General features: G+C 70.1%; 12 protein-coding genes and 1 pseudogene. 3 read left to right on the top strand and 10 right to left on the bottom strand.

Features of this window, described 5'->3' with window-relative positions; translation table 11 throughout:
* The first annotated feature begins 119 nt into the window (after positions 1–119).
* Positions 120–983, top strand: coding sequence for a helix-turn-helix domain-containing protein (locus tag RTW82_RS28650; RefSeq protein WP_316927209.1), 864 nt, complete (start codon positions 120–122; stop codon positions 981–983).
* A 211-nt stretch (positions 984–1,194) separates the two neighbouring features.
* Here the strand turns inward: RTW82_RS28650 and RTW82_RS28645 are convergent, their stop codons facing one another.
* The 10 genes from RTW82_RS28645 to RTW82_RS28600 all read right to left on the bottom strand — a co-directional run bounded on the left by RTW82_RS28645 (position 1,195) and on the right by RTW82_RS28600 (position 14,270).
* Complete coding sequence (locus RTW82_RS28645; protein WP_316927250.1) at positions 1,195–1,764, bottom strand: ATP phosphoribosyltransferase regulatory subunit; 570 nt, start codon at positions 1,762–1,764, stop codon at positions 1,195–1,197.
* 495 nt (positions 1,765–2,259) lie between these two features.
* Positions 2,260–4,722 carry a TonB-dependent siderophore receptor gene (locus RTW82_RS28640; RefSeq protein WP_316927208.1) on the bottom strand — a complete coding sequence of 821 codons (2,463 nt, stop codon included), beginning with the start codon at positions 4,720–4,722 and terminating at the stop codon, positions 2,260–2,262.
* 501 nt (positions 4,723–5,223) lie between these two features.
* The gene (locus tag RTW82_RS28635) at positions 5,224–6,204 is read right to left on the bottom strand and encodes a FecR domain-containing protein (protein ID WP_316927207.1); all 981 of its coding nucleotides are present in this window, start codon (positions 6,202–6,204) and stop codon (positions 5,224–5,226) included.
* A gap of 5 nt (positions 6,205–6,209) precedes the next feature.
* Positions 6,210–6,731, bottom strand: coding sequence for a sigma-70 family RNA polymerase sigma factor (locus RTW82_RS28630; RefSeq protein WP_021220946.1), 522 nt, complete (start codon positions 6,729–6,731; stop codon positions 6,210–6,212).
* 184 nt (positions 6,732–6,915) lie between these two features.
* A complete protein-coding gene (locus RTW82_RS28625) occupies positions 6,916–7,239 on the bottom strand; it encodes a hypothetical protein (protein ID WP_043245918.1) in 324 nt (107 codons plus the stop codon).
* Between the two features lie 180 nt (positions 7,240–7,419).
* Positions 7,420–9,069 (bottom strand): hypothetical protein, encoded by a 1,650-nt coding sequence (locus RTW82_RS28620; RefSeq protein ID WP_316927206.1) that lies wholly within the window; start codon positions 9,067–9,069, stop codon positions 7,420–7,422.
* A 96-nt stretch (positions 9,070–9,165) separates the two neighbouring features.
* A complete protein-coding gene (locus RTW82_RS28615) occupies positions 9,166–11,283 on the bottom strand; it encodes an ATP-binding protein (RefSeq protein WP_316927205.1) in 2,118 nt (705 codons plus the stop codon).
* Positions 11,284–11,293: 10 nt separating this feature from the next.
* The gene (locus tag RTW82_RS28610) at positions 11,294–11,935 is read right to left on the bottom strand and encodes a response regulator (RefSeq protein ID WP_021220942.1); all 642 of its coding nucleotides are present in this window, start codon (positions 11,933–11,935) and stop codon (positions 11,294–11,296) included.
* A 199-nt stretch (positions 11,936–12,134) separates the two neighbouring features.
* Positions 12,135–13,247 (bottom strand): hypothetical protein, encoded by a 1,113-nt coding sequence (locus RTW82_RS28605; RefSeq protein WP_316927204.1) that lies wholly within the window; start codon positions 13,245–13,247, stop codon positions 12,135–12,137.
* A 384-nt stretch (positions 13,248–13,631) separates the two neighbouring features.
* On the bottom strand, positions 13,632–14,270 hold the full coding sequence (locus RTW82_RS28600; RefSeq protein WP_316927203.1) for a hypothetical protein: 639 nt from the start codon (positions 14,268–14,270) through the stop codon (positions 13,632–13,634).
* Positions 14,271–14,475: 205 nt separating this feature from the next.
* Between RTW82_RS28600 and zapE the strand changes: the two genes are divergently transcribed.
* Both zapE and RTW82_RS28590 read left to right on the top strand, forming a co-directional pair.
* A complete protein-coding gene (gene zapE / locus RTW82_RS28595; RefSeq protein WP_316927202.1) occupies positions 14,476–15,594 on the top strand; it encodes a cell division protein ZapE in 1,119 nt (372 codons plus the stop codon).
* Between the two features lie 60 nt (positions 15,595–15,654).
* Positions 15,655–20,017, top strand: a pseudogene (locus RTW82_RS28590) (DEAD/DEAH box helicase).
* The last annotated feature ends 107 nt before the right edge of the window (positions 20,018–20,124 follow it).

The raw sequence follows: 20,124 nt of genomic DNA, 5'->3' as shown, positions 1-20,124 counted from the left end.
GGGCCTCGGTCGACACGCCGCCGGGCCCGCTTGTTGTTGTGTGCCCCTGTATTTTTGGTGGATGGCGGGTGCCTTTGAAGGCACTATCCAGTTGGTTTCATGGACTTTTCGAGGGTGTCATGCCGCAGCATTCTCCGGTCCCGGTGTTCCGTCTCTACGGCGAGACCGATGCCTGGCCGACGCCGGACCTGATCCATTGCGAGTCGATTCCCGCGCGTAGCGCCCTGCATGACTGGGACATCCGCCCCCATCGCCATGGCGAGTTGGTGCAGTTGCTCTACGTGCAGGGCGGCACCGCGGAGCTGGAGGTGGAGGGCGTGGTGAACCGCGTGGACGTGGCCGCGTTGCAGGTGGTGCCGGCGCTCTGTGTGCACGGTTTCCGCTTCTCGGAAGACATCCGTGGCTACGTGCTGAGCCTGGCGCTGCCGCTGGTGGAGCAGCTCGGCGCGGCCCTCGACGAGCCGCCGCTGGCCCGCGCCGCCTGCTACCCGGTGGCGGGGCAGAAGCGCTACCTGGATGCGCTGTTCGAATCCCTGGCCCAGGAATACGCCGAGCAGGCACCAGGGCGCGAACTGATGCTGCAATCGCTGATCAGCGCGCTGCTGGTGTGGGTGGGGCGCCGCTCCCTGGCGCTGTCCCGCGCCGAGGCGCCGGTGCAGGACCGTGGCCGCGAGCACCTGCAGGGCTTCACCCGCCTGCTCGAAGCCCATTACCGCGAGCACCGCCCCATCGACTGGTACGCCGCCACCCTCGGCATCAGCGCCGCCCACCTCAACGCCCTGTGCCGGCGCCTGGCCGGGCAATCGGCCTTGCAGATGATCAGCGCCCGCCTGCTGCTGGAGGCCAAGCGCTGCCTGGTCTACACGGCCATGACCATCAACCAGGTCTCCGACAGCCTGGGCTTCTCCGAACCGGCCTACTTCTCGCGCTTCTTCAAGCGCGGCACCGGGCAATCGCCCAAGGCATTCCGCATACGGCGGTAGGGGCGACTTCAGTCGCCAAGCAGGCCGCAGGACTGCCCTGGCTCCGCGCCCCCGGTGGCACCGCTTGGTGGACGAAAAGAGCGTCGTCCACCCGCATGGGGCGGCGCGGTGGTTTGGGTCGGCACAGCACCGTAGGTTGGCGCCGAGCGCAGCGAGGCCCAACGCAGCGATGTTCGGCCGTGTCGCGTTGGGCTTCGTGCCTCAGCCCAACCTACGAAGAGGTGGGTGTTTCCCGGGCTCGCTGCAGGGCCAGTGCCATGGCCAGGCGTTCGAGCCCGATGCCGAAGCCGGCGCCTTCGGCATAGGCGCCGCCGCCCACCACCTGGCGCTGGTTCTCGAGCACCGGGCAGCGCACTTCGAAGCCCTGGCCATCCAGGTAGTAGGTCAGCCCGCGGCTGGCACGCAGGTCCAGTTCATACGCGAGCCCGAGCGAGTCGAGGAAGCCGATGCAAAGCGCCTGGCTGCGGGCCAGGCCGCGCTCGGGGTCGCCGAGCACCTCGACGCCCAGTTGGGTGAATTCGCGGTAGCGCAGGGCCTGGGGACGCTCGTAACGGTAGCAGCGGGCGGCGTAGAAGAAGGTGGCTTCCCGGCGCCCGGCCAGCAGGAGGGCGCTGCGCTCCTGGAACAGCGCGGTGGCTTCGGGGATCAGGCAGCAGGGGCGCCCGGCCTTGTCATCGAAGGCCCACATCTGGCCCATGATCTCGCTGCCGCCGGTCTTCTCGATGAAGGTGTCCTGGCCCCACAGCGCGGGGACTATCGCTTCCTCAGCCCCGGCGTCGATGAAGCCAGCTCCGGAAGCGGCCCTCGATTTCGCGCATGGTTTTGGCTTCTTCGCCGGTGATGATCCGGGTTCCTCGTAGCATGGTCATTTCTGGTTCCTCTCTGGTTTTCTACAGGCATGAAAAAAGGCGCCCTTGGGCGCCTTTGCGTGTCCATCGCAGCCGGTCAGTCGGCTTGCAACGGGCATGAGCAATCACGGCGCCCAGAAGGGGAGCCGTGATGATGGATGCGATTGCTCGGGAAGCTGTTCATGGCGCGAATCCTGGCATGGGCCATCGTTCGCCGGCAAGGGGGTGGCTTGGAATTGATCGCCGGATTGCACCCGACCTACAGGCCCCGCGCTTCCATGTGGCAGCCATGTGTAGGGGCGACTTCAGTCGCCAAGCAGTCCGCAGGGCTGCCCTGGCTCCGCGCTCCCCCGGCAGCACCGATTGGTGGACGAAAAGAGCGTCGTCCACCCTCCGCATCGGTCGGCGCAGTGGCTTGGGTGGGCCGCTTACCAGTGGAAGGAGACCGAGCCCAGCAGGCTGCGTTCTTCGCCCCAGTAGCAACGCCCGGCGTTGTTGCAGCCGGCGACGTATTCCTTGTCGAGGAGGTTCTTGGCGTTCACCTCGGCGGACCAGTTGTCGTTGATGGTGTAGCCGACGGCGGCGTCCAGCAGGGTCACGTCGCCGGTGTCCAGGCGGCCGTAGAGCGAGGCGGCGGTGTAGGCGAAGGTGCTGTCGAAGTGGCGCACGCCACCGCCGATGCGCAGGCCCTTGAGGGCGCCGTCGAGGAAGCGGTAGCTGGCCCAGGCCGAGGCCTGGTTGCGCGGTACGCCGGTCATCTGGTGGTCTTCGAGCAGCGAGCCCTGGGCGTCCTTGGTGATGCGCGAGTCGGTGTAGGTGTAGGCGGCGGTGAGGTTGATGTTCTCGGTGACGTCGCTGTTGAGTTCCAGCTCCACGCCCTTGGCGCGGCTCTCGCCCACCTGGCGGTAGTCGTTGGCGGCGCTGTCGAAGATCACGTCATCGGTCTTGCGCAGGTCGTAGACGGAGGCGGTGAAGGAGGTGTTCCAGCCCTTGGGCTCGTACTTGATGCCGGCCTCGTACTGCTCGGCGGTGGTCGGGTCCAGGGGGCCGGAGCGGCTGGAGGTCTGCTGGGTCGGGGCGAAGGCCGTGGAGTAGCTGACGTAGGGCGAGAGGCCGTTGTCGAACTGGAACATCAGGCCGGCCTGCCAGGTGAAGTCGGTGTCCCAGTAGTCGAGGTCGGCGGCGGCGTTGGTGGTGCCGGGCTTGTTGCGGTACTGGCTGTTGACCCGGTCGAGGCGGCCACCGAGCAGCAGCACCCAGTTGTCGTAGCGGGTCTGCAGCTGGCTGTAGGCAGCGTACATCGACTGGTCGAGCTGGGCGTTCTGGATGTGCACCGGGGTGGTCGGGGTGCTGGTCCAGACCGGGTTGAAGACGTTGATCAGGCCACCGGCGCCGGCGTCCCAGTTCTGGTTGAACGAGGTGCGGTCGAGGCTGGCGCCGAGCAGCACCGTGTGCTCGAAGTCGCCGCTGGCGAAGTGGCCTTCGAACTGGTTGTCCAGGGAGTAGGCGATGGACTTGTTGGTGCGGTCGTAGGCGGTGTAGGCGAGGGTGGTGCCGAAGCCGCCGGCGTTGAGGCTGCCGGGCCACATCTCGTGGCGGTCGATGCGCGACTGCATGTAGCGCGAGTTCTGGCGGAACTGCCAGGTGTCGTTGAGCTGGTGGGAGAACTCGTAGCCCAGGGTCCAGGTTTCGCGCTCGAACTTGTCCCAGTCGGGGTGGCCGAGCAGGGTGTCCTTGTCGATCTTGCCGTTTGGGTTGTGCAGCAGGGTGCCGGCGGCGGGGTAGCCCAGCTCCATCAGGGTGCGGTCGCGCTGGTAGGTCGACAGCAGCGTCAGCGAGGTGGCGTCGCTGAGGTTGAGGGTCATGGACGGGGCGATGTAGAGGCGATCATCCGGCTGGCCGTCGACCTGGCTGTCGGCGTTGCGGCCCAGCATCACCAGGCGGCCGAGGACGTTGTCGCCTTCGCTCAGCGGGCCGGAGACGTCGATGCCCAACTGGCGGCGGTTGTTGCTGCCGTAGGTGAATTCGACCTCGCCGTGCGGGTTGGCGGTGGGGCGCTTGCTGACCATGTTGACCACGCCACCCGGGGCGTTCTCGCCGTAGAGGATCGAGGTCGGGCCGCGGAACACTTCGACGCGCTCCAGGCCGTAGGGCTCGCTGCTGGTGTCGTAGCGGTTGCCCTGCACGCGCAGGCCGTCGCGGAGCAGGCCGTAGCCCCAGTCGGTGGCGTTGAAGCCACGGACGAAGAACAGGTCGCCGGCCTGGCCGTCACCGGCGGCGAAGGGCGGCGCGAAGATGCCGGGCACATAGCCGAGCACTTCGGTGAGGGTCTGGGACTTCTGGTCTTCCATGCGCTGGCGGGTGACCACGGACACCGAGCGCGGCGTGTCGGCCAGGGCGGTGGCGGTCTTGCCGGCGGTGCTGCTGACTTCGGCGCGGTAGCCACGGTCGGCCTGGCCCGGGCCGCTGGCGAGGCCGGCGCCGACGATGGAGGTCGGGTCCAGTTGCATCACGCCGTCCTGGAGGGCCGGCTGCAGGACGTAGCCGCCGTTGCCCTGGTCGATGGCGCGCAGGCCGCTGTCCTGCAGCAGCAGGGCGAGGCCCTGGGCGACGCTGTAGCGGCCGTGCAGGCCGGCGCTGGTCTTGCCGGCGGCCAGGCTGTTGTGGCCGGCGAGGTAGATGCCGGCCTGGCTGCTGAATTCGTTGAGCGAGGCGACCAGGGGGCCCGGGGCGATGTCGTACTGACGCTCGGCGACACCCTGTTGCGCGGTTTCGGCCTGGGCCAGCGAGGCGGGCAGGGCCAGTTGCGCGGCGCCGAGCAGGGTGACCGGGATGGCGAGCGCGAGCGGCCGCAGGGCGAAACGGAGGGTCGGGTTGGCGAGCAAGTGCATGGTGTCCCCTGGAAATGTTCGGTGGCGGATGGCGTTGTTGTCTGGTTGAACCGAACGAGAAATGGAAAAGGGAACCGCTCGCTGAAAAATATTTGTGGCTATGTCTGGGTCAGGTGTTGCCAGGGGATTCGAGTTCAGCTGACTTCCGAGTTCTGCTGATGCTTCTGGTTTCGCCCACCCGGGCGAGTCCCTTTTCCAATCGTTGAAAAGGAACCAAAAAACTCGCCCCCGACATACGGGTCTGGCTGGCGCCAGACTTCCCTCTCTCCATCGTCGCTCCGGGGGCCGGCGCGAAGGGCCATCCATGGCCAGTCGCGCCTCTCGTGGCATCCATGCCACTCGTCCCCCTGCGCAACGACTGCGTTCGGCCTTCTGAAAGGGGGCATTTGGCGCCTGCTCCAACATGGGTACTTAGCCCACCATTGATGTGCGCATCACCATCAGGTGCATACGGCTTTTCGTAGGGTGGGTAGAGCTCGGCGAAACCCACGCGGGTAAGCATCAGGCGGGCTCGACGCTGAGCCACCAGTCGGTGAGGCGTTGCACGCGGATGGGCAGGGCGGCGCTGAGCAGTTCCAGCGCCTGCTCGGTGTCGCCCAGGGGGAAGGCGCCCATCACCGGTAGCTGGGCGACCGCCGGGTGGCAGCCGAGGTGGCCGTGGCGGTAGCGGGCGAGGGCGGTTATCAGCTCGCCCAGGGGCATGTCGTCGGCCACCAGCACCTGGCGGGTCCAGGATTCGCCGGCGAGTTGCACCGGGGCCGGGGTGCCGAGGGACAGGCCGTCGAAGTCGACCCGCTGGCCGGCCTCGATGACGCTGAGCTGGCCGCTGTCGGCGGTGCGCACTTCCACCGCGCCCTGGTAGACGCTGAGGCGGGTGATGCCGTCGTCCTGGCGCACCCCGAAGCGCGTGCCGAGAGCGCGCAGGCGGCCGTGCTGGTTTTCCAGCAGGAAGGGCCGCGTCGCATCCTTGGCGGTGTCGATCAGCACCTCGCCGAAACGCAGCCGCAGCAGGCGCTGTTCGGTGTCGAAGGCGGCGTCCACGGCGCTCTGCGCGCGCAGCCACAGGTGGCTGCCGTCGGCCAGCAGGGTTTCGCGGGTTTCGCCGGTGCCGGTGACGAAGTCCGCCGACCAGCCGGCCACCAGGCGCGGCAGCGGCGTGGTACGCCAGGTGCCCCAGCCGAGCAGTGAACCGGCGCCCACCACCAGCAGGGTCTTGAGGCCCTGGCGGCGGCTGATGCGGCGCGGGTCGTCACGGAGCATGCGGCTGGCCAGCTCGCGCTCGCCGCCGGCTTGCAGCGGGGCGAAGCGCTGGCCCACCCGCTCGACGTAGCGCCAGGCATCGCGGTGTTCGGGTTGCTGGTCGAGCCAGGCCTGCCACTGCGCCCGCAGCTGGGCGCTGGGGGCGTCGTCGTGGAGCAGCACGTACCAGTTGGCGGCCTGTTGCAGGCTGGCGTGGCTGAGGGTGCGTTCCGGGCTGGCCATACCGCTCATTCCACCAGCAGACCGTCGAGCTCTGCCTCCAGCACCGCGCAGTGGAGGAAGGCCTGGGCCAGGTACTTCTTCACCATGCGTTCGGAGACGCCGATCGCCAGGGCGATCTCGCGGTAGGGCATGTCGTCCAGCTGGGCCATGAGGAAGGCGCGGCGCACCTTGTGCGGCAGGCGCAGGAGCATGGCGTCGACTTCGTGCAGGGTCTCGATGATCAGCGCCTGCTGCTCGGGGGACGCTTGCAGCGGTTCCGGGCGGGCGGCCATGGCCTCGAGCCAGTCCTGCTCCAGCTGCCGGCGCCGCCAGTGGTCGATGCACAGGCCGCGGGCGATGGTGGCCAGGTAGGAGCGCTCGCCCGTGGCGCCGTCGAAGGTGCGGGGCCGCAGCAGTACGCGCAGGAAGGTGTCCTGCATCAGGTCGGCGGCATCGAAGCCGCTGCCCAGGCGACGGCGGAGAAAACCCAGCAGCCAGGCGGAATGGCTGAGGTAGAAATCGTGGAAGGGGGCGTTGGTCGACGGCATCGAGAGCGGGGTGTCCGGCGCGGGATGCGCTCGTTCGCGAATGAGAATTAGTGGCAACTATACGGATCGGCTTTACACCCCGCAATCCGTCTTCGTCGTTGCCCTGATCTCCGGGTTCGCTACCCCATACCCTGGCGTCGGGCCCTTGCGGGCCCCGCCTGGGTGCCGCCGCTGGTGCTGGCGGTCAGCGCGACAGCCCGCGCCGTTCCATGCCGCGTGCGGCGTTGCCCAGTTGCAGCGGCGAGCCGATGAAGCCGGGCAGCTCGCCCAGCTTGCGCTGCTTGCACATGGCATCCACGCAGGCCACCAGGAGCATCTCCTCGGCCACCTCGCGGATCAGGCAGCGGATGCGCCGCTGGCTGAAGGCCGCCTCGCCATCGAACTCGCGGCTCAGCTCCTGCACGCCGCCCTTGCTCAGGGTCAGCAGCCACTTGCCGTCGCTGCGCGGGGTGATGGCGACGGCGTGGTCGGGAAAGGCTTCGTAGATTTCCTTGATGGCGGTGAACATGGGCTGTGCCTCCATTGTTTTAGTCAGCGGAGCAGCCTGTTGCAGCGGCCGTGCCAACCGGACACGGGCCGCCAGCCCAGTAGAATCAGGCCATTGGCTATAAGCGTAGCGCCGGCACCCGTGCAAAGTGCATGAGCGGCCCCTTCGGGCCTTGGCAATTTGCAAGGTGCGGGGAGGGCGTCAGTCGGCGTCGCGGGGCGGCGCTTCCACCAATTGCGGCTGCAGCAGCTCGGCGATGCGGTCGCGCACGCTTTGCTCCGGTTCGCGGTCGAGGGTGCGCCGCAGCAGTTGCAGGGCGTCCGCCGGCCATTGGTTGCGGCCCCAGGCGGCGAGGGCCTTGAGCGCCATGTGGCGGTTGCGCACCACTGGGCTGGCGAGGCCGGTGGCGACCAGGTCCCAGCCCTGCACGGGGAAGCGGCCGAGGTCCTGGAGGATGAAGTCCAGGGCGCTGTGCTGGCGGTACTCGGGGCCCAGGCCGAGGGCGTTGCTCGGGCCGCTGGCGATGTGTTCGAGGTCCAGCTGCTGGCGCGCCAGGTCGATGACCCGGGCGATACGCTGCGGGTCACTGGTCTGCATCAGTTGGTACCAGGCCGAGGAACGTTCGCTGCGCTGGCGTTCGTACCAGGCGTCCCAGGGGTCGATGTCCAGGCGCTTGCCGGCGTGGGCGGCGAGCCAGAAGGCGCGTTCCTCCTCCTGCTCCAGGCCGGCGTGCACCAGCGCCGACCAGTGCGGGTCGTTGCGGATGGCCTCGGCGCGGCGGGCGATGTCGTCGCGGCTGGCCTGGGTCCAGCCGTGGCCGGCGAGGCCGTCCCAGTCCTGGTTGGGGTCGCGGACGAAATCGAGGATGCCTTCCACCGCGAGGAAGTGCCCCAGGTGGCGCGGCGGCCGCCGGGCCAGGTGGTCGAGCAGGTGCAGCACCGCTTCGGTGCCGTCGGCGTAGTCGTTGATGTCCCGCGCGGGGCCGCCGTTGATCAGCGCCTCGATCATTTCCACGGCGCCGTCGAGCAGGGCGTCGTCCACGTCCTGGCCGCTGAGGGCCGCCAGCAGGTTGCCGCCCACGGCGCAGGGGTAGGCGAGGTACTCCACCATCACCGAGTTCTGGTAGCCCTCGCGCAGCAGCCAGTCCTGCACGGCGGGCGAGGGGTTCTCGGCGAGGCGCTCCACCAGGTGGATGCGCCCCCAGCCCCGCACCTTGCGCGCCAGCGCCCACCAGGCGCGTTCGCGTTCCGGCGGTGCCAGGGTGTGGCCGAGGGCGATGGTGGCGAAGAGGGTGAATTCCTCGTGCTGGCCGAAGGTGAGGAACAGCTCGCGCTGGCTGCCGCTGTCGAGCACGCCGAGCAGGGCCAGGGCGAACTTCACCGCGCCACGGTCGGGGCTGCTGCGCGCCAGCCACAGGGCCAGGGCGTGGAGCCGTGCGCGGGGCAGGCCGGGGCGCTGCTGCAGGCGCTCGACGAGCTGGTCGATGAAGCCGAGCACGCTGCCGTCGGCCACCAGTTGGTAGAGGCGGGCCATGTGGCGGGTGGGGTCGTCGAGGGTGGCGAGCAGGGCGGCCATCACCTCGTCGGCGGTGTCCACGTCATCGGCCGAGGCATGGTGGCCGAGCACGCCGTCGAGGGCGCCCGGGGCCCAGCGCAGTTCGCTGCCGGTACCGGGCGGCGCCTCGTCGGGCAGGGTGAGCTCGCTGTCCGGCAGGCCCTCGGGGCTGTCGGCATAGGCGGCGAGGAAGGCGTACAGGCTGGGGCGCTCGATGGCCCAGGGAATGGGGTAGCCCTGCGTCTGGCCCTTGTCGTCCCTGACGATGCGGAAGAAGGTGGCGATCCAGTTTTTCATCGTGTGTGACGGCGACTGCGAAAAGAGCACCTCTTACCGCAACCACCGGCTCGCGGCAATCGCGGCGCGTCAGGAGCACGACGCAGTCGACGCGGTTCAGGCGGCGTTGCGTTCACGCACCTCGCCGAGCATGCGCTGCAGTTCGGCCACCAGCAGCGCCTGGCAGCGCAGCAGGCGCGGGGCGTCGTCGCCGGCCTGGCGCAGCGCGTTGCAGGCGCGCAGCAGCCCCGTTGCATCGACGGTGCAGGCGAGCCCGGAGAGGCGGTGCACGCATTGGCCGATAAGGTCCTGGCGCTCTGGAGACAGGGGCGTGGCCAGGCGCTGCAGCTCGTCTTCGAGGTTGCGTGCCAGCTCGCCGAGCAGGCGTTTGGCGAGCGTGGGGTCGAGGCCCTCCAGGTGGCCGAGGTCGAAGGCCGGGGCAGGGGGCTGTGCCTTGATGGCAGCCGGATCGCCTCCGGCCAGGGCGGCTTCCAGGCGCGCCAGGGTCACGGGCTTGACCAGCAGTTCGTCCATGCCGGCCTCGCGGCAGCGCTCGGCCTCGCCGGCCAGGGCGCTGGCGCTGTAGCCGATGATCCGCTGGCGCGCGCGGCCGATCTCACGTTCACGCTCGCGCACGGCGCGGGTCAGTTGGTAGCCGTCCATGTCGGGCATGTTGCAGTCGGTGATCAGCAGGTCGAAGTCGTCTGCGGCCCAGGTGGCCAGGGCCTCGCGCGCGTCGGTCAGCACCTGGGCGCTGTGGCCGAGGCTGTGCAATTGCTGTTGCAGCACCAGGGCATTGATGGAGAGGTCGTCCACCACCAGCACCCGCAGCCGTGGGCTGTGCTCACCGGCTGGTCGGGACGCCGGGCGATGCTGCCCGGAGGGAGCGGGGCGCCAGTCAAGAGGCAGTTCGAGGGTGATGCGGCAGCCCTGGCCCGGTTCGCTGTCGAGGCCGATGCGGCCGCCCATCAGTTGCACCAGCTGGCGGCAGATGTGCAGGCCGAGCCCCGAGCCGCCATGCAGCTGGGTGACTTCGGCGCAGCCCTGGCGGTAGGGCTCGAAGATCCGCGCCTGCACGCTGTGGGGAATGCCGATGCCGTCGTCCACCACATAAAGGGTGAGCAGGCTGCTGCCCGGGGTGGTGTCCCGCAGGTGTCCTTGCAGACGCACGCTGCCGGCGCCGGTGAACTTGATGGCGTTGGCCAGGAGGTTATGCAGCACCTGGCGCAGGCGCAGCGGGTCGACGCGGTATAGACGGTGGGCCGGCAAGGGGCAGTCCAGTTGCAGCGCCAGGCCCTTTTCCTGGGCGCGGGCGGCGAACAGCTCCAGGCATTCCTGCAGCAGCGCGGCCAGCTCCACCGGGCGCGGCGCCAGTTGCATGCGGCCGTTCTCGATGCGGTCGAGGTCGAGGATGTCGCCCACCAGGTCGATCATCGCGTCGGCGGACTGGCGGGCGATGCGCAGGTTGCTCGACTCCGGGCGGGCGCGGCTTTCCAGCTCCAGCAGGCCCACCAGGGCGTTGAGCGGGGTGCGCAGCTCGTGGCTCATGGTGGCGAGGAAGCGGCCCTTGGCGGCGCTGGCGTCCAGGGCCTGGCGCTGGGCGTCGCGCAGGCGGGTTTCCAGTTCCTTGCGGTCGCTGATGTCGATCCAGCCGCCGAGCACGCCGAGCAACTTGCCCCGGGCGCTGTAGAAGGGCACCTGCCACTGGTACAGGTGGCGCGGCTCGCCGGCCTCCTCGGTGCAGCTGTCGAAGAAGCGCGGCTGGCGGCTTTCCAGCACCTCCAGCATGCCGCCTTCGAGGGCATCCGCCAGGGCGCGGCACATGCCCTGCTGGCGCGGCGTGGTGCCGTGCATTTCCTCCTGGGAGCTGGCGAAGAACTGCTCGTAGGCGCGATTGCAACTGCTCAGGCGGCCTTGCAGGTCACGCACGTAGAGGGGCGTAGGCTGGCCGTTGAGCAGGGAGAACTGGAAGGCCAGCTGGTCGCTGAGCTGGGTCTGGGCCGCCTGGCGCTGGCGCACCTGGCGTTGCAGGCGCCAGTTCCACAGCAGCGAGAGGATGATCACCACCAGTACCAGCACCAGCAGGTGGCCGAGGTTCTCCGGCATCTCGTGGCGCAGGGGCGGTGAGGGCTCGGGGGTGTCCAGGGGCCAGGTGACCGAGTAGGCCCAGGCGTTGGACAGGGCGGTGAGGCACAGGCCGAGCAGGGCCATGGCGCGCAGGGGGAGCGTGGGCATGTCGTGGTCCTCAGGCCAGGCCGTTTTCCTGGATGTAGAGGAACAGCGCGGCGTTGGTGTCCAGGCCGAGCTTGCGCATGGCGCTGGTCTTCTGCGCGCTGATGGTCTGCTTGCTGCGGCACAGGCGCTGGGCGATTTCGCCGATGGCCAGGCCGCTGCCGTACAGGCGCAGCACTTCCGCCTCGCGGGGGGAGAGTTCGTCGAAGCGCGCCAGGGGCTTGCCGTGGGCGGCTTCGCCTATCTGCAACAGGCGGCGCAGGGAGGCGGAAACGAAGGGGCGCGTGGCGCTGGCGGCCAGGGCGCGGGGCAGGTCGGCGAGCAGCCCGCGCTTGCTCACCAGGCCCTGGATGCCGAGCTTGAGCAGGGAGGCGGCCAGGGCCGGGTTGTCGAGCATGGTGACGACGATGATCGCCAGCTGCGGGTAGCGCCGGCGCAGTTGCTCGATCAGGCGCAGGCCGTCCGCCTGGTGGCTGTCCGGCATCATCAGGTCGGTGACCAGCAGCTCGCAGGGGTGGCTGGCGAGCTGGTCCAGCAGGCCGTCGGCGCTATGGGCTTCGCCGACGATCTGCAACGAGCTTTCGCGGCTCAGCAGGGCGCGCAGGCCGATCAGGGTGATGGGGTGGTCGTCGACTATCAGGGTTCGTCTATGCATCTGCTACCAGGGTTCGCGGTTGGGGGCGGCGCCTATGGTAGGGATGGCGGGGGCGCGGGAAACGGACCCCGGCTGCAGTTGGGTAGGAATCGGAGCAATCCGACATTTGTCGTCGGGCGCTTCCCACCGGGGTGCTGAAGTCTTACGGAAAAGTGATGGGCGTCGGGAATGGGATGACGCCCGTCAGGGAGGGCAGCGCTTACTGGACCTGCTGCTGGGGCGGCTGGATGGCGTTGTCCAGCGCAGCGATCATCGAGCCCACCAGGCCCGGCTGCTGCTGTTCGGCGTTCTGCAGGATGGGCGCCAGGCCGGCGATGCGCTCGGCGGCGGCGCCACTGCCGCGGTTGGCGGCCACGGCGAACCAGGTGTAGGACTCCAGCTCCGGCTGGGTCGAGGGGTATTCGCCGCTGAGCAGCTTCTCGGCGTAGAGGACCATGGCGTCGAGGTCGCCGGAGAGGGCGGCGAGCTTGGTGGCTTCGGCGGCGGCTTCGTTTTCGGCGGGCTCGGCATTCAGGGCGATGGCGGTGGCGTCGCGCTCGGCCGGCGCGGCGATGCTCGGTGCCAGGCACGGCAGCGGTTCGTGGGCCTGGGCCACCGAGGCTTCGATGGGCTGGCCTTCCTGCTGGCGCAGGGCGAGCTGGTAGAGCGGGCCGGAGATGCTGTCACCGGCGTCGCTGGCCACCTTGAGCAGGGCCAGGCCGCGCTCGGGGTTGTTGAGGAAGGGCTCGCAGGTGTTGAGGTAGAGCAGGCTGACTTCACGCAGGGCGCGGTCGCTGCTGCGGGCGGCCTTCTCCATCAGGCGCGTGCCGTATTCCACGTCCTGCTGCACGCCGGTGCCGCGCAGGTAGTTCCAGGCCAGCACGCGGCTGGCCTCGGCGCTGCCCAGGGCATCGGCCTGGCTGAGGTGGTCGAGGGCGGCGGCCTGGTCGGTGGGCACGCCTTCACCACTGAGGTAGTGGCGGGCCAGCTCGTAGTGGGCGCGGGCGTTGCCGGCGTCGGCGGCTTCCTGCAGGCGCGCCAGCATGGTTTCGGTGTCGCCGATCTGCTCGGCGACCATGGCCTGGGCGAGGATTTCCCGGGCCGGTTCCGGGCGCGGCTCGATGTTGCGCGTGCTGCCTTGCACCTCGTCCGGGTCTTCGGCGACCCACACCATCGGCGCTTCATAGCTGGGCACGCCGTACACCGGGTTCTCCGGCGGCAGCGGGCGGTTGCGCGTGGCGACGACGGGCTTGGCCTTGAGTGGCTGGAAGCCGGAGCTGCAGCCGGCACAGAGCGCGGCGGCGAGCAGGAGGAGGGCGAAACGCATCTTCATGGGAACGTAGGGAGCCTTGAAACCATTGCGGGAGACGGGTCGGAGGCTGCATAGCATTCCAGAGTGCGGCGCCCGATCCAAGCTGCAGAACGGAATTGAGGGTGCCGTACGTCAGGCTGGCGAGGCGGGGTGGGGGATTTGCGCATGGGGGGGCCAGTTGGTGGGCTGAAGCCCACCCTACAACTGCGGGTGCGCCCTTGTGGGAGCGGCTTCAGCCGCGAAAGACCTGTAGCCGGCACTGGGCGGTGAGTGGGCGGGTGCTCCATCGCGAATGAATTCGCTCCCACCGGAGCGGGCACGGCGGTGCCTGGCGGGGGCGCGATGGTGGGTTTCGCTGCGCTCTACGCCACCCTACGGGGTTGGGATGGGGCGGGTTGCTCGGCGTCAGGCGCCGAGCATGCCCGCGCGGGTGGAGGGGTTGAGCATGGCCCGCAGGCGCGGGTCTTCGGTGTTGAGGGAGACCAGGTCGACGCCGCGTTTGCGCAGCTCTTCTTCCTGCTGGATGGCGGTGAGCTCGGTCATGCGCTGGGCGATCTGCTTCTCGATCTGCTCCTGCTGCTCCGGCGGCATGGCGTCGATGTCTTCTTCGGTCAGGCCCAGTTCCTTGAGGATCTTGTCGCGCATCTTCTCGCCGGCGGACTTGCTCATGTAGTCATGGAATTCCTGAGCGGCGGCGCTTTGGGCGGGTGTTTCCACGCTGGCGGCGGCGCTTTCGGCATCGGCGTAGACGTCGTTGGTGAGCGTGTCGGCGCCGCTGGCCGAGGTGCTGCCATCCACGCTGCCGCTCTGCATGCTCACGCGCAGGCGGGCGAAGGCTTCGTCGTAGGCGGCGTCGCGCTGGGCGGCGGCCTGGTCGACCTTGGGTGTGGGCTTGGCCTGGGTCGGCTGCGGGGTGGCGGTGGGTTGTGTGGTTTGCGGGGGGACCGGACGACCGTCGCCATAACGCACGAGTTTGAGCGTGTGCGTCATGTCCTGCAGTTTGGAGCGATCGAGGCCGGAGAGGCCGGTGCCGAAGAGGCTCATGCTGAATCCATCCCTAGGAAGTCCTTGTGGGCGGCTGTGCAGCAAGGCCTGTGCCAAGGGCTGGAACGCCCGTTCCAGAGCCTTCTGCCGTCGGCGTCGTGGTCGCCGGGCGGCAAGGAATTGCCGCTCGCGCCCCTCTCTTTGCCGCCCCCTTGCCGCAACCTTGTAGACTGCCGCCCGATTCGCAACCGGAGCGGGAGAGGGAATGGAAGGCTTATCGCCACTGGCGGCCTATCGGCACGCGGTGGATGACCTGGGGTTCGCGCCCGATGCCGCGCAGCTGCACGCGGCCACCTTGCTGGAGGCCTGCCAGCGGGCCCTGCACCAGGGCGAGGACGGCATCGCCGGCGTCTATCTATGGGGCCCGGTGGGGCGCGGCAAGACCTGGCTGCTGGACCGTTTCCACCAGAGCCTGCAGGTGCCCGCCCGGCGCCTGCACTTCCACCACTTCATGCGCTGGGTGCACCAGCGCCTGTTCGCCCTGACCGGCACCGCCGACCCGTTGCGCGCCCTGGCCCGCGAGCTGGCGGGGGAGGTGCGGGTGCTGTGCTTCGACGAGCTGTTCGTCAGCGATATCGGCGACGCCATCATCCTTGGCGGCCTGCTGCAGGTGATGTTCGAGGAAGGCGTGGTGCTGGTGGCCACCTCCAACCAGCCACCGACCCAGCTCTACGCCGACGGCTTCAACCGCCAGCGCTTCGTCCCGGCCATCGAGGCCATCGAGCGGCACATGCAGGTGGTCGGGGTGGATGGCGGCCAGGACCACCGCCTGCACCCCGGCAAGGCGCAGCAGCGCTACTGGGTGAGCGAGCCGGGCCAGCCGAGCGTGCTGGCGAGGCTGTTCGTCGAGCTGGAGGGCGCTGCCGCGAGCCATGCCGCGCCGCTGCACCTGGGCCACCGCGACATCCCCGTGCACCGCCAGGGCCCGCAGGTGCTCTGGTGCGATTACGCCGCCCTGTGCGAGTCGCCCCTGGCCGCGCTGGATTTCATCGCCCTGTGCGACCGCTTCAGCACCATCCTCCTCGGCGCGGTGCCGCGCCTGGGGGCTGCACGCCGTGAGGGGCGCATCGCCCGGGGCACCGAGGATGGCGCCGAGCGCGTGGCGGCCGGTGACCGCCAGTTGCCGCAGCTGTCGCCCCTGGACGATGGCGTGCGCCGCTTCATCGCCCTGGTGGACGAGTGCTACGACCGTCGCGTGCCCCTCTATATCGAGGCCGAGGTGCCGCTGGAGCAGCTCTATACCGAAGGCTGGCTGGAGTTCCCCTTCCGCCGCACCCTCAGCCGCCTGCGCGAGATGCAGCTGGCGCGCTTCGGCCAGGGCTGAGCCCAGGCCTGCGATGGGCGGCCCTTGAGGGGCTGCCCGGCCGGCCGCATATTGGCCGGCATGAAGCCGACTTCCCCCACCGCCGCCAGCGCCCTGGCCGACTTCCATCCGGCCGTGCGGGCCTGGTTCGCCGGGCGTTTCGCCGCGCCCACCCCGGCCCAGGCCCAAGCCTGGCCGGCCATCCGCGCCGGACGCTCGACCCTGGTGGCCGCGCCCACGGGGTCCGGCAAGACCCTCACGGCCTTCCTCGCCGCCATCGACGAACTGGTGGAGCAGGGCCTGGCCGAGGGCGGGCTGCCGGACGCCTGCTTCGTGGTCTATGTGTCGCCGCTCAAGGCGCTGTCCAACGACATCCGCATCAACCTCGACGAGCCCCTGGCCGGCATCCGCGAGGAATTGCAGCGCCAGGGCCTGGGCGATGTGGAGATCCGCACGGCGGTGCGCACCGGCGACACGCCCCAGGGCGAGCGCCAGGCCATGCGCAAGCGCGCGCCGCACATCCTGGTGACCACGCCCGAGTCCCTCTATGTATTGCTCGGTTCCGCCTCCGGGCGGGCCATGCTCGCCAGCTGCCGCAGCCTGATCGTCGACGAGATCCACGCCATCGCCGGGAGCAAGCGCGGCAGCCACCTGGCGTTGAGCCTGGAGCGCCTGGAAAGCCTCTGCGGCCGGCCGTTGCAGCGCATCGGCCTGTCGGCCACGCAAAAGCCCATCGAGGCGGTGGCGCGTTTCCTCGGCGGCAACCCCGCCAGCGGCGAGGCCCTGGCGCCGTCCCGTGATTGCCTGATCGTCGATGTCGGCTACAGCCGCGAGCGCGACCTGGCCATCGAGGTGCCGCCGCTGCCGCTGGAAGCGGTGATGAGCAACGACGCCTGGGAAACGGTCTACGACCGCCTGGCGCTGCTGGTGGCCGAGCACCGCACCACGCTGGTGTTCGTCAACACCCGGCGCCTGGCCGAGCGTGCCGCGCGGCACCTTTCCGAGCGCCTGGGCAATGCCGCCGTCGCTGCCCACCACGGCAGCCTGGCCCGCGAGCTGCGCCTGGACGCCGAGCAACGCCTGAAGCGCGGCGAGCTGCGGGTGCTGGTGGCCACCGCCTCCCTGGAGCTGGGCATCGATATCGGCGATGTCGAGCTGGTCTGCCAGCTGGGTTCGCCGCGCAGCATCGCCGCCTTCCTGCAGCGTGTCGGGCGCTCCGGCCACAGCGTCGGCGGCACGCCCAAGGGGCGCCTGTTCCCGCAGTCGCGGGATGACCTGATCGAATGCGCGGCGCTGCTCGATTGCGTGCGCCGGGGCGAGCTGGACAGCCTGGTGATCCCCCGGCAGCCGCTGGATGTGCTGGCGCAGCAGATCGTCGCCGAGGTGGCCAGCCAGGAGTGGGACGAGGATGCGCTGTTCGCCCTGATGACCCGCGCCGCGCCCTACGCGCAACTGAGCCGGGCCAGCTACGAGGCGGTGCTGGGCATGCTCGCCGAGGGCTACAACGGCCGCGCCGGCGTGCGTGCGGCTTACCTGCACCGTGATGCGGTCAACCGCCGCCTGCGGGGGCGGCGCTCGGCGCGGCTGGTGGCGCTGACCTCCGGCGGCACCATTCCCGATGCCGGCGACTACAACGTGCTGCTGGAGCCCCAGGGCATGCAGGTGGGCACGGTGCACGAGGACTTCGCCGTGGAGAGCATCGCCGGCGATGTGTTCCAGCTGGGTAACCAGTCCTACCGCATCCTGCGGATCGAGGCCGGGCGGGTGCGGGTGGAGGACGCCGCCGGGCAGCCGCCGAGCATCCCCTTCTGGCTGGGCGAGGCGCCGGGGCGCAGCGACGAGCTGTCCGCCGGGGTCGCGCGCCTGCGCGGCGAGATCGAGCAGAAGCTGGTGGCGAGTGACGGCGAGCTGCAGCCGGTCATCGACTGGCTGGTGGCCGAGCATGGCCTGAGCCCGGCGGCGGCCCGGCAGATGGTGGAATACCTGGCCCGCGCCCGTGCCGCCCTGGGCCGTTTGCCGACCCGCGATTGCCTGGTGATGGAGCGCTTCTTCGACGAATCCGGCGGCATGCAACTGATCATCCATTCGCCCCTCGGCAGCCGGGTCAACCGCGCCTGGGGGCTGGCGCTGCGCAAGCGCTTCTGCCGCAGCTTCAACTTCGAGCTGCAGGCCGCCGCCACCGAAGATGCCCTGGTGCTGTCGCTCTCCACCAGCCACAGCTTCCCGCTGGACGAGGTGTGGCGCTACCTGCACTCCAACAGCGCCGAGCACCTGCTGATCCAGGCACTGCTGGACGCGCCGCTGTTCGGCGTGCGCTGGCGCTGGAACGCCACCTGCGCCCTGGGCCTGCCCCGTGCCGCCGGGGGGCGCAAGGTGTCGCCGCAGCTGCAGCGCATGCGCAGCGAAGACCTGCTGGCCAGCGTCTTCCCCGACCAGGTGGCCTGCCAGGAGAACCTGGTGGGCGAGCGCGAGGTGCCCGATCACCCGCTGGTGGCGCAGACCCTCGACGACTGCCTGCACGAGGCCATGGACGCCGAAGCCTGGCTGGCCCTGCTGCGGCGCATGGAAAGCGGCGCCGTCGAACTGGTGGCCCGCGACCTGCCGGCGCCCTCGGCGCTGGCGGCGGAAATCCTCGGTGCGCGGCCCTACGCCTTTCTCGACGATGCGCCACTGGAAGAGCGTCGTACCCAGGCAGTACAGAACCGCCGCTGGAGCGACCCGGAATCCGCCGACGACCTCGGCGCCCTGGATGCCGAGGCCATCGTCGCCGTCGCCGAGGAAGCCTGGCCCCGGGTGCGCGATGCCGACGAGATGCACGAGGCGCTGCTGGCGCTGGGTTGTGTCACTCCTGAGGAAGTCGCGGCCAACGACAGTTGGGCGGGCTGGCTGGCGCAACTGGCCAAGGCCCGTCGAGCCGCTTGCCTGCACCTGGAAGATCGCCCGGCGTTCTGGCTCGCCGCCGAGCGCCTGCCACAGCTATTGGCCCTGCACCCGCTGGGCTCGTTGAAGCCCGCCATCGTCGCCCCGGCGGGCCATGACCGGCCCTGGGAGGCCGATGGTGGAACTGGTGCGTTCGCGCCTGGGCGGTTTCGGCCCGTTGACCCTGGCGCGCCTGGCTACCGACTTGCGCCAGGCGCCGGGGGATATCGCCTTCGCCCTGGCCGCGCTGGAGCGCGAAGGGCATGTGCTGCGCGGCCGCTTCAGCCCGGGTGTGACGGCGGACGAGTGGTGCGAGCGGCACCTGCTGGCGCGCATCCATCGCTACACGGTCAAGCGCCTGCGGCGGGAGATCGAACCGGTGGAACCGGCCGATTTCATGCGTTTTCTCTGCGATTGGCAGCACCTCTCGGCGGGCACCCGCCTGCGTGGGGCCGAGGCCCTGGGCGGGGTGCTCGGCTTGCTGGAGGGCTACCAGGCCGCTGCGGCGGCTTGGGAGGCCGAGCTGTTGCCGACGCGGGTGGCCGACTACGGCATCAACTGGCTGGATGACCTGTGCCGCTCTGGGCGCATCGCCTGGAGCCGCCTGGCCGCGCCGGCGCGTGCTTCCAGCGGGCCCTTGCGCAGCACGCCGATCCTGCTGCTGCCACGCAAGAGCCAGGGCACCTGGCGGGCCTGTGCCGGCGCCGGGCCGGTGGCCGAGCCGTCGCCCCGCGCGGCCCGTGTGCGGGAGGTGCTGGCCGAGCAGGGCGCGCTGTTCTTCGACGAACTGCTGGACGAAACCCGCCTGCTGCGCAGCGAACTGGAGGACTGCCTCGGCGAGCTGGTGGCCCTGGGGCTGGCCAGCGCCGACAGCTTCGCCGGCCTGCGTTCGCTGCTGCTGCCCGCCGCACGGCGCAGCCGCAACGACCGCCGTGCGCGCCTGGCGCTGGCGAACATGCAGGACGCCGGGCGCTGGTCGCTGCTGCGGGGGCGGGGCGAGGAGGGCGGTGCACCGCCCGCCGAGGCCTTGGAGCATGTCGCCCGCACCCTGTTGCGCCGCTATGGCGTGGTCTGCTGGCGCCTTCTGGAACGCGAGGCGGACTGGCTGCCCAGCTGGCGCGAGCTGCTGCGCGTCTATCAGCGCCTGGAGGCGCGGGGGGAGGTCCGCGGCGGGCGCTTCGTCGCCGGCGTGGCAGGCGAGCAGTTCGCCCTGCCCGATGCCGTCGGCCTGCTGCGCGAGGTGCGCAAGCGGCCGCTGACGGGCGAGCTTGTGGGGTTCTCCGCCTGCGACCCGCTCAACCTGCTGGGCACGCTCCTGCCGGGCGCCAAGGTGCCCGCCGTGGTGGGCAACCGCCTGCTGCTGCGCGACGGCGTGCCGGTGGCGACCCTGGTGGCCGGCAAGGTCAACCTGCTGCAGGCGGCCGATGGCTTCAGCGCCGCCGAATGGCAGGCCGCGCTCATCCGCCAACCCACCGCCAGCGCCCTCCAGGGCCATGGCGCCAGGCGCATGACGCTGCGGCCGTGAAACCGTCGGGTTGCACCCGACCTACACCGGCACGGCACCCGTGATGCCTGTAGGGGCGACTTCAGTCGCCCAGCAGCCCGCAGGGGTGCCCTGGCTCCGCGTCTGCC

Source organism: Pseudomonas sp. zfem005, assembly GCF_032621735.1.
Taxonomy (GTDB): Bacteria; Pseudomonadota; Gammaproteobacteria; order Pseudomonadales; family Pseudomonadaceae; genus Metapseudomonas; species Metapseudomonas solani.
Note: the sequence above shows the minus strand (reverse complement) of the source record. Positions and strands in the feature narration are given on the sequence as shown.